Origin of the sequence: Bacillus aerolatus (assembly GCF_009183655.1) — a bacterium.
Taxonomy (GTDB): Bacteria; Bacillota; Bacilli; order Bacillales; family Domibacillaceae; genus Pseudobacillus; species Pseudobacillus aerolatus.
In genome coordinates, this window is the sequence record NZ_WEIO01000005.1 from 143,273 (window position 1) to 159,223 (window position 15,951).

Annotated in this window: 12 protein-coding genes; 6 read left to right on the forward strand and 6 right to left on the reverse strand. The window is 43.9% G+C overall.

Going from position 1 to position 15,951, the window contains the following annotated elements:
• Positions 1-9: 9 nt before the first annotated feature.
• The 3 genes from F9802_RS10390 to F9802_RS10400 form a co-directional block, all read right to left on the reverse strand.
• A complete protein-coding gene (locus tag F9802_RS10390; protein ID WP_225435292.1) occupies positions 10-258 on the reverse strand; it encodes a hypothetical protein in 249 nt (82 codons plus the stop codon).
• 226 nt (positions 259-484) lie between these two features.
• Entirely contained in the window at positions 485-1,165 is a 681-nt protein-coding gene (locus F9802_RS10395; RefSeq protein WP_152151644.1) for a response regulator, read from the reverse strand.
• A gap of 25 nt (positions 1,166-1,190) precedes the next feature.
• Positions 1,191-2,345 carry a sensor histidine kinase gene (locus F9802_RS10400; protein WP_152151646.1) on the reverse strand — a complete coding sequence of 385 codons (1,155 nt, stop codon included), beginning with the start codon at positions 2,343-2,345 and terminating at the stop codon, positions 1,191-1,193.
• Between the two features lie 441 nt (positions 2,346-2,786).
• Between F9802_RS10400 and F9802_RS10405 the strand changes: the two genes are divergently transcribed.
• Together F9802_RS10405 and F9802_RS10410 are read left to right on the forward strand one after the other, a co-directional pair.
• The gene (locus tag F9802_RS10405) at positions 2,787-3,428 is read left to right on the forward strand and encodes a YigZ family protein (RefSeq protein WP_152151649.1); all 642 of its coding nucleotides are present in this window, start codon (positions 2,787-2,789) and stop codon (positions 3,426-3,428) included.
• 135 nt (positions 3,429-3,563) lie between these two features.
• A complete protein-coding gene (locus F9802_RS10410; RefSeq protein WP_152151651.1) occupies positions 3,564-4,544 on the forward strand; it encodes an LCP family protein in 981 nt (326 codons plus the stop codon).
• A 318-nt stretch (positions 4,545-4,862) separates the two neighbouring features.
• Here F9802_RS10410 and F9802_RS10415 read toward each other — a convergent pair whose 3' ends face one another.
• The gene (locus F9802_RS10415) at positions 4,863-5,912 is read right to left on the reverse strand and encodes a glycosyltransferase family 4 protein (RefSeq protein WP_152151653.1); all 1,050 of its coding nucleotides are present in this window, start codon (positions 5,910-5,912) and stop codon (positions 4,863-4,865) included.
• A 386-nt stretch (positions 5,913-6,298) separates the two neighbouring features.
• Here F9802_RS10415 and secA2 point away from each other — a divergent pair, with 386 nt between their 5' ends.
• Both secA2 and F9802_RS10425 read left to right on the forward strand, forming a co-directional pair.
• Positions 6,299-8,650, forward strand: coding sequence for an accessory Sec system translocase SecA2 (gene secA2, locus F9802_RS10420; protein WP_152151655.1), 2,352 nt, complete (start codon positions 6,299-6,301; stop codon positions 8,648-8,650).
• Between the two features lie 5 nt (positions 8,651-8,655).
• Positions 8,656-9,558: an accessory Sec system S-layer assembly protein gene (locus F9802_RS10425; protein WP_152151657.1), complete on the forward strand. Its 903-nt coding sequence runs from the start codon at positions 8,656-8,658 to the stop codon at positions 9,556-9,558.
• A gap of 240 nt (positions 9,559-9,798) precedes the next feature.
• Here F9802_RS10425 and F9802_RS10430 read toward each other — a convergent pair whose 3' ends face one another.
• Positions 9,799-10,992 (reverse strand): phosphodiester glycosidase family protein, encoded by a 1,194-nt coding sequence (locus tag F9802_RS10430; RefSeq protein WP_152151659.1) that lies wholly within the window; start codon positions 10,990-10,992, stop codon positions 9,799-9,801.
• 342 nt (positions 10,993-11,334) lie between these two features.
• Here F9802_RS10430 and F9802_RS10435 point away from each other — a divergent pair, with 342 nt between their 5' ends.
• Together F9802_RS10435 and F9802_RS10440 are read left to right on the forward strand one after the other, a co-directional pair.
• Positions 11,335-12,780, forward strand: coding sequence for an MBOAT family O-acyltransferase (locus F9802_RS10435; protein WP_152151661.1), 1,446 nt, complete (start codon positions 11,335-11,337; stop codon positions 12,778-12,780).
• Between the two features lie 11 nt (positions 12,781-12,791).
• Entirely contained in the window at positions 12,792-13,832 is a 1,041-nt protein-coding gene (locus tag F9802_RS10440; protein WP_152151663.1) for a hypothetical protein, read from the forward strand.
• Positions 13,833-13,992: 160 nt separating this feature from the next.
• Here the strand turns inward: F9802_RS10440 and F9802_RS10445 are convergent, their stop codons facing one another.
• A complete protein-coding gene (locus tag F9802_RS10445; protein ID WP_152151665.1) occupies positions 13,993-15,846 on the reverse strand; it encodes a C40 family peptidase in 1,854 nt (617 codons plus the stop codon).
• Between the last annotated feature and the right edge of the window lie 105 nt (positions 15,847-15,951).

The following is a 15,951-nucleotide window of genomic DNA, read 5'->3' on the forward strand; positions in this document are numbered from 1 at the left end:
CATTTTTCATTAATATGGATAGTACGGATAGTATGGATAGTATGGATAATATGGATAACCCCCTCCATAAAAATAAGGGCTGATCAAGCTTCCTGCCAGGCCGCCGAGGAAGCCGCCGAAGAACGGGCGCGGACGGAAGCCATAGCCGAAACCGTGGCCGAAAAATGGACGCGGACGAAAGCCGAAGCCATACGGCCGCTGACGCATCATCTCTTCCTCCGTCCAGTTGGTCATCGTATCATTCATTTCAGGATGCATATTAGTTCCCCCTTCAATTAAAAACTCCCTACATCCTATGTAAAAACCAATCAAAATGTCATTAAAAGAAAAGCGGAAGCGCCTGTTCTGCCCCGACAAGCAAATGTTCTTTCCCCAAAGAAGTCGTTCTTTGACTTCATTGGGGAAAGGTTATTTGACCTCGAGGGGCTAGGCGCTGCAGCTGGACAATAAAAAAACGGCAAGCATTAGCGCCTGCCGCTTAAGATTACCTAACTTCTACCCAGCCTTTTTTAATAGCGGTAACGACGGCTTGGGTACGGTCGTTAACATTCATTTTTTGCAAAATATTACTGACGTGATTCTTGACGGTTTTTTCGCTAATGTACAGCGCTTCGCCGATGCCACGGTTGCTTTTTCCGTCGGCGAGCAGCTGGAGAACTTCGCATTCGCGGCGAGTAAGCAAATGCAGCGGACGGCGCACTTCTGTTTGCTGGAACCCTTTTCCTTTGCCTTCGTCGTTAGCGAGGCGGCGGTAATCGGAAATCAAGTTATGCGTGACGCGCGGATGTAAATAAGAGCCGCCTTCAGACACGACTTTAACCGCTTCTATTAAAGCATCTGCATCCATTTCTTTCAACAAGTAGCCTCTTGCCCCTGATTTCAGGGCATGCGTGACATAGTTTTCATCATCGTGAATGGAAAGAATGATCACTTTCGTATCCGGGAATTTTTCTACGAGTCCGCGTGTCGCTTCCACGCCATTGACTTCCGGCATATTAATATCCATTAAAACAACATCCGGCTGATGACTTTCAATCAGCTCAACGGCATCTTTGCCATCATCCCCTTCAGCCAGTACATCAAACGATTCTTCAAACTCTAAAATTCGTTTAACCCCTTCACGGAATAATTGATGATCATCAATAATAACGATTTTCGTTGTCATTGGTTTTCCTCCCTTAATTCAACATCTACTCTACAATAGGAACGCGGATAATAACGAGTGTTCCTTCACTCGGCCTTGACTGGATGGATAAGTCTCCTTCCAACAGCTCAAGGCGTTCCTTCATTCCCATAATGCCGAATGAACTCGTTTTTTTCTCTCTTACATCAAATCCGCGGCCATTATCTTTAATCACGGCCAGCACATTGTGTTCTTTTATTTCCAACTTGACTGTAATCGCTGTTGCTTGCGAATGCTTTAACGCATTTTGTACCGATTCCTGAATCAGGCGGAACAAAGCGACTTCCAGTTTGGATGGAAGGCGTCTTTCGCTTCCCATATTTTTAAAATTAATTTTTGTCGATTGCTTTAATGATTGAATATGCTCTTCAACGGTTGCTAAATATTTTTTTATTGTTGGGACGAGACCTAGATCATCAAGGGCCATTGGACGCAAGTCGTAAATAATCCGCCGGACTTCATATAAAGCCGACCGAACCATTTGCTTTAAGCTGCGAATTTCTTTAAACGCTTCATCCACACCCCGTTCTCTGTACAGCCGCTCGATTAAATCGGACCTGAGCAAGACATTAGCCATCATTTGCGCAGGACCGTCATGAATTTCACGCGATAGCCGCTTGCGTTCTTCTTCTTGAGCCTCCATAATCTGCAGGCCAAATTCCTGCTTCAAACGGGCATCTTCCAACACTTCACCTATTTGTTTCATATCTTGTGTCAAATAATTCAGGACAACAGACACTTGCGAAACGAGATGCTCCGCTCGTTCAATCGTAGATTCAATCGTATGCAGACGGCGTTCCAGCTCATTTCTTCTTTCAACAAGCTGTTTTTCCTTTTGCCTCGAAACGAGCAATTTCATTTGCAAATCGTGGGCTTTCTCATATGTCTCACGGACTGATTCTTCAGAATATGTATGAAAATGCTTGCTCACTTCTGATAGCCGTTTTCTTGCCATTCTCACTTTTTCTTCTAAGTCATCCTGCTCGTCAATTAAGGCATGTACTTGTATGCGTACTTTTTCAAGTTCACCAATTAAAGCTTCATAATCGCGCCTGCTTTGCTCAGCAATAGTGAATATTTCCCCTTTACTCTGGTCCACTGCCACAATCATTTTCTTTAAAATTGTATCCAAAAGTGATGTATTTGTGTTTTTAGCAGCCATTCGGTGATCCCTTTCCCGACATTCCTATTTTACCTTTATTCCATCCATATCACTATGATGAGAATAGGCTTTGTGTAAAATCCCTCTGAAAGACCTGTAAAATTAAAAACAGAGCTCTGTCTTTAGGACATAAGCACTCTGGTTTTCATATACTTTTGACACGATTCGACGTGGTTTTCAAAGTTTCCTTACCATTTTAACCGGACTCTCTGTTGATCATACAACATTGAGGACGTATTCATTATACCACGCCTAAATTCCCCCTACATTAAAGTTTAATTACTATTACATTAAAAAGATTTCTTTCTTCACACACGCTGGACATATCACTTTGCTCTTTCCTCGTTTTTATATATCATAAGAATGATTAATACCCATTTTCTTGTTTATTAAACTCGAAAAATGAGTGATTTTTAAACTATTTATTTGGAGGAATGAATTGTGCTGCCTCATTATTATACAGTAAAAGGATATGGCGAAGAAGAAATCGTCATTCAAAAATCCCGTTTTATCGCCTATGTTAACCGCGCAGAAACCGAAGAAGAAGCACAGCAATTTATTGCTGATATTAAGAAAAAGAACTGGAACGCTACACATAACTGTTCCGCTTATATGATTGGCGAAAACAATCAAATCCAGAAAGCGAACGATGATGGGGAACCGAGCGGCACTGCCGGTTTGCCAATCCTTGAAGTGTTAAAAAAACGCGGTTTAAAGGATACAGTCGTCGTTGTTACCCGTTTTTTTGGCGGAATCAAGCTTGGTGCCGGCGGCTTAATCCGTGCATACGGAAAATCAACCTCTGAAGGAATCACAGCTACGGGCGTTGTCGAACGCCGTCTTATGCAAATCATGGAAACAACGATCGACTATACGTGGCTCGGCAAAATTGAAAATGAACTGCGGTCGTCTGTTTATGGAATTAAAGATATTCATTATCTCGATACGGTGATGGTGGAAACATTTGTCGAAGAAAGCCAAAAAGAAGCATTTGCTGCCTGGATGACAGAACTGACAAATGGCCAAGCTGTAATAAAAGAAGGTTCTCTTCTATATCAAGAGAATCTTGTCAAAACGTCGTAAATTTTTAAAAAATACCCAAAAAATTAAATTTACGGTTGTCGCATTTCATAGTAAAATGAAAGTTGGCTTTTGAAAAAACAACTATTTCAGCGGCTGCCCCCTTGCCGCATTAAATATTGAAGGAGACAAAACTATATGTTATCAGATAGACAGCGTATGCAAAGACGCAAAAGGAAAAAGCGCAAGCGCCGCATCGCGTTTTTTGTCCTACTGCCTATTATTTTTCTTACATTCACAGCGGCCGGCTACGGTGCCTTTTTATATAAAAAAGCAGAAACGATTTTCACGGGTTCCTATATGGATGACGGGCGCAAAAAATCAGACTTGCGAGATGCAAAAGTTCATCCGCTGAACGATAATATTTCGATTTTGTTTATCGGAATTGACGAAAGTGATGTGCGCACGAAAGAAGACAAGACACGTTCAGATGCTTTAATGCTCGCTACTTTAAATGTAAAAGATAAATCAATAAAGTTACTCAGTATTCCGCGTGACTCCTACGTGAATATTCCTGAAGTCGGCTACAAAACGAAAATTAACCACGCCCACGCACACGGAGGTCCGAAAGCGACGATTGATGCTGTTGAAGAATTAATGGAAGTCCCGGTTGATTATTATGTGCGCATGAATTTCTATGCGTTCATGGACGTTGTCGATGCACTCGACGGTATTAAAGCCAATGTGCCGTTTAAGTTGTCGGAAAAAGACTCCAATGATAAGCATAATGCCGTCAACCTCGAACCCGGTCTCCAGAACCTGAACGGCGAAGAAGCGCTGGCTCTGGCACGGACGCGATATTATGACAATGACATTGAACGAGGCAAACGCCAGCAGGAACTTTTACAGGCTGTCATAAAAAAAGCGGTCTCTGCCAATTCCATTACAAAATATGACGAAATTCTCGAAGCCGTCGGTACTAACATGAGAACAAATATGACATTCAGCGAAATGAAGTCATTAATCAACTATGGTAAATCAGGCAGCGTCCAATTTGAAACACTCACATTAAAAGGGGAAGACGACAAAATGGCGAACGGCGCCTATATTTACCGCCTCGACGACGAAGAACTCGAAGTCACCAAACGCAAACTCGCCCGTCACCTCGAACTAAACTAACAAAAAAACAGCATTCGAAAAGAATGCTGTTTTTTATGGGGTCAGTCCTTCAGCGCTTTAAAGCAGTGGGGGACTGACCCCCACCACTTTAAAGCACTAAAAAGCTGCCGGGTTTCCCCGGCAGCTTTTCATCGTCAAGGAAATTATGGATTTGCAGGGTGTGGATAATTTTGAGATTTTTGGATCGGCGTCCAGCTCCACCGCCTAGCCCCTCGAGGTCACAAGCCGAGCCTCCCAAAAAGGTAAAGAACACCTTTCAAGGAGGCTCGGCTTGTGCTTGTCGGGGCTGATCAAGGCGCTTGCGCTTTTGTTTTGTGTTTAATTCTTTTTTACACGGACGCGCATAAAGTTAAGAAGTGGTTTGTAATTGGAACTGACAAGGCCGATGCTTTCAACGAATAGTTCAATAGCGATGGCCAGCACCGCAATCATGATGAATGCTCCCCAGACGGTTGCCATGGAGAAAATAATGGCCGCGAGACCGAACATGGAGGCGATCGCATAAACAATGAACACTGTCTGCTTATGGGTATACCCCATGCGCAGCAAACAATGGTGAAGATGTGATTTATCCGGAGCCGATAAAGGCTGTTTGTTCACTTTTCTTCTGATGATCGCGAAGAATGTGTCGGAAATCGGCACACCAAGAATAATAATTGGAATAATCAGCGAGATAACTGTGACGTTTTTAAACCCGAGCAAGGAAAGCACAGCGATAATGTACCCGAGGAAAAGCGCGCCGGTATCCCCCATAAAAATCTTGGCCGGATGAAAATTGTAATGCAAAAAGCCGAGCGTGCTGCCTAATACGAGCAGCGCCATGCTCATAACGTAAATATCGCCTTTCATAAAGGCCATCAAGCTGATTGTCAACAGCGCAATCGACGACACACCGGCCGCGAGACCGTCCAGACCGTCAATCAAATTGATTGCATTCGTAATGCCGACAATCCAAAGAATGGTCAATGGAATGCTGAGAAAGCCGAATTCCATTTCACCGCCGAATGGTAATGTGATAAATTCCATTTGGACGCCGCCATAAAACACGACAACGAGAGCCGCAAGCAGCTGTCCGCCAAGTTTAACTTTCGCTGACAACTCAAACCGGTCATCAAGCACACCTGTCACAATAATGATAAAGCCTCCGATCACGATAGCCAGGTTATATTTCGACTCAGGCTGCAGAACAAATATGCCGATCATAAAGCTGATAAAAATAGCGAGACCGCCCATTCGCGGCATAATTCTCTCGTGGACTTTGCGGTAGTTCGGCTTATCCACTACACCAGTAGCAATTGCCAGCTTTTTAACAAGCGGTGTGATCGCCAGCGAAGCTAAAATACAAATCACAAAGGCAAGGAAAACCATGGAGTACCTCCTTCAAAATATAAACAGACAAATTGTGCATTTATTTTCAATCGTTCATTTCGCAAAAAAAAAAAAATACATATATAAAACGGCTTTCGCCCGCTCACCTTATCTTCTCTCATAAACTGATTTCACTTCAACATTATAATAGCTAATGAAGATAACTTCCATAGAAAACAAATAAAAAGGCCATTATTTTTCCTTTTTCCTGTTTTCACGACTTTTCAAACATATTCTTCCCCGCACTTTTTAACGAGGTTTTTCTTTATTTTGACAATCCCATAGATATATTAGTCATTCGATTCTTCTTTTGGTAAAATAAAATAATGATTTGATTATTATATATTTCACCTACTTGAATTTTCTCCAAGGGAGCGTAAAAATACATGATTTCGTTTTTTAAAAAGTTGGGCGATTCAAATGACCAGCGCTTAAAAAAGTATTACAAAATTATTCAACAAATAAATGCGCTGGAAACTGATTTTGAAAAACTGTCTGACGAAGAATTGGCGCAAAAGACGGTTATTTTTAAAGAAAGACTGGAGAACGGCGAAACGATCGATGATTTAAAGGCAGAGGCGTTTGCGGTTGTCCGCGAAGCCTCCAAACGTGTGCTTGGCATGCGGCATTATGATGTTCAGTTAATCGGCGGCCTCGTGCTGACGGAAGCCAATATTGCTGAAATGGCAACCGGTGAAGGAAAAACACTTGTTGCTTCGCTGCCAAGTTACTTGCGCGCTTTAGAAGGAAAAGGCGTGCACGTCATTACAGTTAATGATTATTTGGCAAGCCGCGACCGGGAAACGATCGGACCGCTTCATGAGTTTCTTGGGCTTACGGTTGGCCTTAATCTGCCTTTAATGAGTCCTGAAGAGAAGCAGCGGGCTTATCAGGCAGACATTACATACGGAGTCGGCACAGAGTTCGGCTTTGATTACTTACGTGACAATATGGTGTGGCATCCGACTCAGCGCACGCAGCGTCCGTATCATTTTGCCATCATTGACGAAGTAGACAGCGTATTGATTGATGAAGCGAAAACGCCGCTCATCATCGCGGGGAAAATGCCGGCAAGTGCAGACCTCCACGTGATTGGTGCCCGCGTTGCCAACCGCTTCGCGAAAGACGAGGATTACCATTTAGATGATGAAACGAAAGCCGTCAGCTTGACCGAGCAAGGCATTGAAAAAGTTGAAAAAGCATTCGGCATAGATAACCTCTATGAATTAGAGCACCAGACGCTGTACCATTATATGATTCAGGCCGTGCGCGCCCACGTGATGTTTGAGCGCGACGTTGATTACATCGTCAAAGACGGTAAAGTGCTGCTCGTTGATATGTTCACAGGCCGGACGATGGAAGGCCGGACGTTGAGCGACGGACTTCACCAGGCGATTGAAGCGAAAGAAGGCCTGGAAATTACGGATGAAAACAAAACACAAGCTTCGATTACGATTCAAAACTATTTCCGCATGTACCCTCACCTTTCCGGTATGACGGGCACAGCGAAAACAGAAGAAAAAGAATTTCAGCAAGTGTATAACATGCAAGTAGTCCAAATTCCAACGAACCGGCCAAAGCAGCGTGTCGATATGCCGGACAACATTTATGCTGATTCAGAAACGAAATACAAAGCGGTAACAGCAGAAGTAAAGAAAAGACATGCGTCCGGCCAGCCGGTCCTTGTCGGTACGACTTCTATTCTTCAATCTGAAAAAATAGCAGACTATTTCCGGGAAGCCGGTCTTTCTTTTGAGCTGTTAAACGCCAAAAGCGTTGAGCAGGAAGTCGAGTTAATTTCCAGAGCAGGCCAAAAAAATCACATTACAATAGCTACCAATATGGCCGGCCGCGGAACAGATATTCTTTTAGGCGACGGAGTGGCTGAGCTCGGCGGACTTTTCGTACTCGGAACAGAGCGGCATGAAAGCCGCCGAATCGATAATCAGCTCAAAGGACGCTCAGGACGTCAAGGAGATCCGGGTGCCAGCCAATTCTTTATCTCCTTGGAAGATACGATGTTCCGCCGCTTTGCAAAAGAAGAGTTGGAAAAGCTCTCTAAAAAACTGCAAACGAATGAACTTGGCATTGTTACGAATAAAAAAATGAATGAATTTGTGGATCGTGTCCAGCGCATTGTCGAAGGGGCTAACTTCTCGATGAGGGAATATAACTTAAAGCTCGATGATGTGATTAATGAGCAGCGCGGCATCATTTTTGGCCTTCGCAATAAAGCGGTAGACTTGGATGAGCATTTCGACCGGTTCCTTTCCATGCTGCAAGAAGCAGCCAGCGATGAAGTCGATCGGTTATGCCCTGAAGACGAATCTTCAGATGAATGGCAAGTAGACCAGCTCGCCGGAAACATAAGCGCTTTGCTTGGCGGCCGCCCTGTTCATTTACCTGAAGAAGTCACCAGCAGAAAAGAAGTGGATGGCGCGGTGCAGCGAGATGTTTCCGCTTATGTGGAGGAACTGACTTCCGGGCATCAGCCGGAATGGGATGAATACATTAAACGAATCATCCTCTCTACGATTGATCGTCTCTGGGTCAGTCATTTGGAAAATATGACACGGCTGAAAGAAGGCATTGGTCTTCGCTATTACCAGCAGGAAGATCCGATGAGAATTTATGCACGAGAAGGGCTGCAACTGTTTACAGACATGCATCACCAGCTCCAAAAAGAGATTGCCAGTCAATTTGGCCGACTCATTAAAGAATTAACTAAAAAGGAGTAGTGTTTATGTTCCCGTTTTTTAAAAAGAAAAAAACGAATACAAAAGAATTGAAAAACGATGGCCTTGAAAGCACCATCGCCTCCAGTGAACTGTCAGAAAGCGAAGCTGCGGAATCAGCGGAAGAAATAGAGACAGAGCTTTCTTTGCATCCGTCCGTCGATGTGCCAAAAGAACAATTGTATGTGCTGCGTTTTCTCAACAATGAACTGCCGCCGCTGAAAGCAAACCAGCTTTCCCTCTCAGGCATCGAATGGAACGAGCAGCCAGAAGGCCTGGCCGTAACCGCATTCGTCCGTAATTCCGTCGGTAAAGGGATTCAGCTCGGAGATATTCCTTTGCTGTTAATTAACGAGGAAAAGAAAATAAAAGCAAAGCACGGCTTTAACCTTGCTGAATTAGGAGAAATCCCGGCAAAAAGCAGCCGTCCATGGACGTTCGTTTTCCCGGCATCCTCCATTGAAAAAAATGTGGAACTTGCTAAAGAAAACTGGACGCTTGCCTTTGATTTAACGTCAAAAGAGCATAAGCTCGATTTAGCCGATTCATGGGAAGAGTCGTTGCCGGAAGTGGAAAAAGAAAAGCTGCAAAAAATCGTTGAACAGCTCGGCGCCCCTGGCAAAAACGAATTGAATTTCACCGGATTACAGGCGAAAACAGCGGAAGATGGCAAGTTTCATATCACCGTCTTGATCCGCAACGGCTACGATCGCAACCTCAACATTGAGAAGCTGCCGCTGCAAGTATTGGACAGCCGGAAAGAAGTTATTGCAGAAGGCCAATTTAATTTTGGCAGCTTAGAAATAAAAGCAAATACGACAAAACCGTGGTCCTTTATTTTCCAAAAAGAGCTTTTAAAAATAGAAGATCCAGACCTCTCTACTTGGAGTGTGCAAGTAAAAAATAACTAACGTGCCAGCTTTAAAGTGTAATATTATACGTACAAAAACAAAAGGCTGTCCCTAAATCAAAAGATAATTGATTTAGGGACAGCCTTGTTTTTATGATAGTGGCGCTATATGTGCACGGATTACATGAATTTCTGCACGTCCACATCCGATTTATGCACAGAAACTTCCGGGATACGCACACCGCCTAATAACAAAGAAAAGTTACACAAAAGAGGCTTTTGAAACAGGCCCCTTTCTCAATTACTTGCTTCGGAACACTTCCAGAATAGCCGAAACCGTTCTTTCACTGCCATCAGAAGGCCGGTTCAGTACTTTCGATTTGCTTGAGCCGATCATTCGGCCCGCCAAAGTCGTTGAACCGCCGCCATCCAGGTTTAGCGCTTCGTAGCCGCCCAGACTCTTCAAGTAATTGGCGAATTCTTGCAGCGTCATGCCCGGACGGCCTTTTTGGCGGCCGTCCACTGTTACAAAATAAACTTTCCTGCCGGATTTATCGACCATGACAGCAGAACGCGGCGCTCTCGTTCTCGCATTGGGACTCGTGGCAGCCATTGTCATCTCCGCTTTCCCTTTTTGAACAAGGAGCGGACCGCTTGCGAGCATGAAGCGGCTGTCCTTCCACTTCTCTTCGACATCAACTGTTAATGAAACCTGGTCACCCGGTTTCAACTGTTTTAAGAGCTTTGTTTTCTCGCCGTGCGCTGATAATACAAAGCCATTTTTCGGAATGACGGAACTTGAGCGCTCTCCGTACGTCCGAATATTAGTCACTTTCCCAGTCACTGCTTTGCCGAACTCAGCTCCCGGATCGAGCGGCTGATCAAGGTCGTCTACCGTTACTTCATAGCCGTACGGATTCGTTCTCGTATTCTCATATTTCATGCTTCTCGTATAAACGATCATTTCATCTTTTTCACGAGATTCATTATATCCTGTCATCGGAAGAGTCGTTTCTCCAAAACGGACCGTCACAGGCAAGTTTAATCGGTCAATGACCGCGGCCCCATTTTGCTTCATACCGAACGCTGCCGGCACATACATATAGTCAGTATTTTTGCCCGACACAGCTCCAAGGTTGTCCAGATGGCCGTTATTGGCAAGCATATAAGCTGGTTCCCTCGTACCAAAGTGGAAGAAGGATGCGTTGATCGCTGCCAGCTGTCTCTGCCCTGCCGGCATTTTGCGGTTGGACAGCGCGGATACTCTATCTAACTGGTAATACGGCGCAGGCAAATGATAAGAAATGCTGTGCCCTCTTTTCGTTAAATCGATACCAATGATATCGATCGACTGATACTTTCCATTGACTTTCGTATACAAATGTCTCCAATTGACGCCATTACTCAATGCTGTTGTTTTTGCCAGACTTTCTATAGGAAAAGCCAGCAGCAGGACGAGCATAAAAATGATCGGTCCTGTTTTTTTGTTAAGCAAAACCTAAATCCCCCTCTATCTCTTAGACTAGTACAATCATACCAAACCCAGAGATAATTTTGGCTATTTTTTACTAAAACTGTTCAAAACAAAGAAAAAAGCATCTGCTCACGAGGAGCAGATGCTTTCGGGCCATCCAACCGTTGCCACTTCATTATTGTCAAATTACAAAACAGAAAACTACATTTTTATTGTATCATATCTCCGTATTTTCACAAGAAAAATTTTCATCTAATGGATATAATATCTTTTACAGAAAGAAAATAGCTTCATTGTGTTCAAGTATTGATTATAGTATGATTAGTTCGCCGTTATTCGGGATTGTTTGTGGAGGAGATCGTTTTGATTTTTAATTCATTTGAGTTTATTTTTTTATTTCTTCCAATTGTTTTGCTCGTTTATTTTTTGTTAAATAAGTGGAACTTTACATGTGCAAAAGTTTGGCTTCTCGGCGGTTCTTTATTTTTTTACGGCTGGTGGAACCCGAGCTATTTGCCATTAATTATTTCTTCGCTTATCGTAAACTTCCTCGTTGGCAGTTCACTCGGCAAAGATCACTCTCCTTATAGGAGAAAGCTAATTTTAACATTGGGCATTATTTTTAACGTCAGCCTGCTCGGCTACTTTAAATATTATGATTTTTTTGTCGAAAATATTAATTTTTTATTTGATGAGTCTATCGCTTTAAAAAACTTGCTTTTGCCGCTCGCTATTTCTTTTTATACATTTCAGCAAATTGGCTATTTAGTAGATTCATACCGCGGAGAAACGAAAGGCTACAATTTTCTTAATTATTCTTTATTCGTCACTTTCTTCCCGCAGTTAATTGCCGGACCGATTGTCCACCATAGCCAAGTGATGGGGCAATTCCAGCAAAAAGAAAACCGCAGGCTCAATCCGCAAAACTTCGCCCTCGGGCTGCTTATTTTCAGCATCGGCTTGTTTAAAAAAGTGGCGATTGCTGACTCGTTCGCTATGTGGGCGAACAGAGGTTACGGGATGGCAGAAGGGTTGACGTTTGTCGACGGCTGGATGACTGCGTTCGCTTATACGTTCCAGCTTTATTTTGATTTCAGCGGCTATTCAGATATGGCCATTGGCGCAGGGCTGTTGTTTAACATCCGCTTGCCGAAAAACTTTCTCTCTCCTTATAAAGCGGTGAACATTCAAGATTTTTGGAGAAGGTGGCATATTACTCTTTCTACCTTCCTAACTCAATATATTTACATCCCTCTTGGCGGCAGCAGAAAAGGGCCGGCCAGGACGTATATAAATATATTGATTATTTTCTTCATCAGCGGTTTTTGGCACGGAGCCGGATGGACATTTATCGTCTGGGGCATGATGCATGGTGCGGCAAGCGTGATCAATCGTGCGTGGAAGAGAGCCGGGCGCTCTATGAATAAGTGGCTCGCCTGGTTAATTACCTTCAATTTTGTGAATATATCATGGGTATTTTTCCGGGCTCCTGACTTTGAAACTGCCATGCACGTATTAAAAAGCATGGCCGGGCTTAATGGTATATATTTGCCGAAGGAAGTCATAGAAGCCCTTCATATCCCTCTCGGAAGTCCGGTGCTGTTCAACTTTAAACTCGGCAGCCCGTTCGTGGAAGTACTGCTGTACACAATTGGCGGCTTTCTAATCGTTCTGTTTGCGAAAAACTCCATCGAATGGAGAGACGAATTTGAGCCTAAAAAGACAGTCGCATTTTACGCGTCCGTTCTTTTTCTTTATTCCGTTATGCAGCTGCAGCAAGTGACAGAATTTCTTTACTTTAACTTTTAGGGTGGATCGTCATGAAACAATCAAAGCAGTTTATCGTTATTTTCTTTCTTCCGGCCATTTTCATTTTAAGCGGAGTGGCCGGCTTCAACTATTATATGGATCCTTACTGGACATATGGCCATAACCATCCATACAATGACCATCAAATTTCCGTCGATGAACGGGAACAAAAAACGAACCAGATTTATTTCCAGTTTTTCTCATACGACACGATCATTCTCGGCAGCAGCCGGACAACGTATGTGAATCAAAATATGTTCAAAGGAATGAAAGCCTACAATTACGCGGTAAACAACATGTCAATTCGTGAATATGATACTTTTTTGCAGTTTGCGAAAAACCAAAATGAACAAAAAGTGAAGCGAGTCATTATCGGCATGGATTTTTTTAAATCGAGCGTTCAGGAAAGCGAACAGTCTATTTCGCTTAAAAATTATGAAGCGAAAATACAAGAACCTTTTTACCGCGCGAGGAACTTAATTTCTATTGATATATTTAATTACTCTTTGCAAAATTTCCGTATGTCAAAGAATAATAAAGTGTCGGAACTGCGCGTCTATGATCGCTACAACGTCGCCCGCGCCAAAACAACAAGCGCATCTGAAAGGCTGGAAAATACCGAAGAAAAAATTGAGCGGTTTCGCGATGAGTTTTACGGAAAAAGTTACCAATATAACCCTAAATATAAAGAGTATTTATCGATTTTCAAGCAGCGGCATCCGGACGTAGAATTTATCATTTTTACGACTCCGATTTCCGCCAAGCTATTTCAAACAATGATCGACGAAGGTCAGCTGGATGATTACCAGCGATGGCTGCGCGATGTGACCACAGTGTTCGGCGGCGTCTATAACTTTATGTATCCAAATGAAGTCACATTGGACATTAACAACTACTTTGACGGCCACCACTTCTATCCCCACGTCGGCGATAAAATTGCTGACCGTATTTTGCAAGGGCCAAATGTGAAAAACAGCTCGTTCGGTGTTTACATTACAAACGAAAACATCGACGAACACTTGAAAGAAGTCGAACGGCTGGCGAAAGAATAAGAGACAAAACTCCACGGGGGCCCCGCGGAGTTTTTTTAGTTTGAAGCTGGCGATCTTGGAGCGTTGTTCGTCATTTTGACCGTGTTGTTCACGAATTGCCACATAGATTTTACAAACTCAAAAAAGAAGGCAGAGTACCCCTGCCTTCTTTTTTGATCAATTAGTAGAATCGTTTAAAACTGTCGAACCGTTGTTTAAAGTAAGAGTTGTCGAGACTCGTGATCGTGATGCCCTGCGAGGAGCTGGCTTGGATAAATTGATTGCCGCCAAGGTAAATGCCCATGTGCGAAATCCCTTTTTTGTACGTGTTAACAAAGAAGACCAGATCGCCGGCTTTCGGTTGATCGACTTCATAAGAGCGGCTGTAGTAGCCTTCTGTGTTCGTTCTCGGAATGCTCTTTCCTGCTTTGTTAAAGACATAATGGATGAAGCCGCTGCAGTCAAAGCCGGACGGCTTAGAGCCTCCCCAGACGTACGGGATGCCAAGGTGCTTTTTTGACTCAGCGATCAAGCCCTCAATTGAAAAAGAAGGTATGGAAGTTACCGGAGTGCTGGTCGATATCTCGCTTCCGTTCGTTCCCCCATTTATCACCTTCAACTTTTGTCCGGCAAAAATGGTATCTGACGTTAAACTATTCAACCGCTTTAACTCGGCGACACTCATGTTATGCACAATGGCAATTAAGCTTAATGAGTCGCCGCTTTTTACTGTATACATGCCCGATGCGGCCGGCGTCGTTACCGAGGTGGATGGCTTAGAAGGCGCTGGCGTCACCGTAGATGGCCCGCCGCTTACTTTTAATTTTTGCCCGGCAAAAATGGTATCCGATGTTAAACTGTTCAGCTGCTTTAACCCAGCGATATCCATGTTGTGGTTTTTCGCAATTACGCTTAATGAGTCGCCGCTTTTCACTGTATACATATCCGATGCGGCCGGCGTCGTTACCGGAGTAGATGGCTTAGAAGGCGCCGGCGTCACCGTAGACGGTTCGCCGCTTACTTTTAATTTTTGCCCGACAAAAATGGTATCCGATGTTAAACTGTTCAGCTGCTTCAACTCGGCGATACTCATTTTGTAGTTTTTCGCAATTACGCTTAACGAGTCGCCGCTTTTCACTGTGTACGTTCCTGACGTGGCTGGCGTTGACACAGGAACAGATGGTTTGTCCGGTACCGGCATTGCTGCAGCTGGTGTGCCGCTTACGTTTAACGTTTGCCCGGCATAAATTAAATGGGAATTCAATCCGTTCAGCTCCTGCAGCTGAGCAACACTCATTTTATACGCTTTCGCAATGGCGCTTAACGAATCACCACTTTTTACCGCATATGTACCGGACGCTGCGGGCGTTTTCACCGAAGCGGCAGGGGAATTCACTGTTGACGCCGGCTGGCCGCTTACTTTCAGTGTTTGGCCGGCATAAATGGTAAAGTCACCCAACCCGTTCAACTCTTGCAGTTGGGCCACACTCATTTTATACGCTTTTGCAATGGCGCTCAATGAATCGCCGCTCTGAACTTTGTACGTTCCTGAAGCGGACGCTTGTTTGACTGGCGCCGGCAAAGCAGGCTGAGCCGCCTTCGTGTGGGCTTCAGCATTCGGAAGAGGCCGCTGAATGACGAGGGCCTTACCTTCAGCTGCTTTCCCGCTTACTTTCAGCTTTTGCCCCGAAATAATCTCATGCCCCTTTAACCCGTTCAGCTGCTGCAGTTCAGCTTCTTCTATTTGATAAAGCTTAGCAATCGAATAAAGCGTATCTCCAGCCTGCACTGTATACGTGCCTTCGGATTCAGCAGCAGCTGGCTGAGAAACGTTTAAAATCTGATTCACCTGCAGCTGCTCACTGTTCAGACTATTCAAACTCTTCAACTCATTGATATCCATATGATATTGTTCGGCGATGCTGTACAATGTTTCACCGGGTTTGACGGTATGCTGTTCAGCCGCATGCGCCAAAGTGGCCGCCCCGGTGGAAAAAACGGCTGTTGTCGACAAAGCAAAAATAGTTTTTTTCATCTCAAACTCCTTACTGCCCAAGAAAAATCTGTTTTCTTTTTTATATCGGTTATGTATAGGGTCTTTTTTACTTAAATAGACTTCTTTCTACATGTATTTCTCCAT

What these genes read in the sequence shown, in the direction of transcription:
- F9802_RS10390 (WP_225435292.1), bottom strand. Translation starts at nt 258, where the DNA reads ATGCATCCTGAAATGAATGATACGATGACCAACTGGACGGAGGAAGAG.
- F9802_RS10395 (WP_152151644.1), bottom strand. Translation starts at nt 1,165, where the DNA reads ATGACAACGAAAATCGTTATTATTGATGATCATCAATTATTCCGTGAA.
- F9802_RS10400 (WP_152151646.1), bottom strand. Translation starts at nt 2,345, where the DNA reads ATGGCTGCTAAAAACACAAATACATCACTTTTGGATACAATTTTAAAG.
- F9802_RS10410 (WP_152151651.1), top strand. Translation starts at nt 3,564, where the DNA reads ATGTTATCAGATAGACAGCGTATGCAAAGACGCAAAAGGAAAAAGCGC.
- F9802_RS10415 (WP_152151653.1), bottom strand. Translation starts at nt 5,912, where the DNA reads ATGGTTTTCCTTGCCTTTGTGATTTGTATTTTAGCTTCGCTGGCGATC.
- secA2 (WP_152151655.1), top strand. Translation starts at nt 6,299, where the DNA reads ATGATTTCGTTTTTTAAAAAGTTGGGCGATTCAAATGACCAGCGCTTA.
- F9802_RS10425 (WP_152151657.1), top strand. Translation starts at nt 8,656, where the DNA reads ATGTTCCCGTTTTTTAAAAAGAAAAAAACGAATACAAAAGAATTGAAA.
- F9802_RS10440 (WP_152151663.1), top strand. Translation starts at nt 12,792, where the DNA reads ATGAAACAATCAAAGCAGTTTATCGTTATTTTCTTTCTTCCGGCCATT.
- F9802_RS10445 (WP_152151665.1), bottom strand. Translation starts at nt 15,846, where the DNA reads ATGAAAAAAACTATTTTTGCTTTGTCGACAACAGCCGTTTTTTCCACC.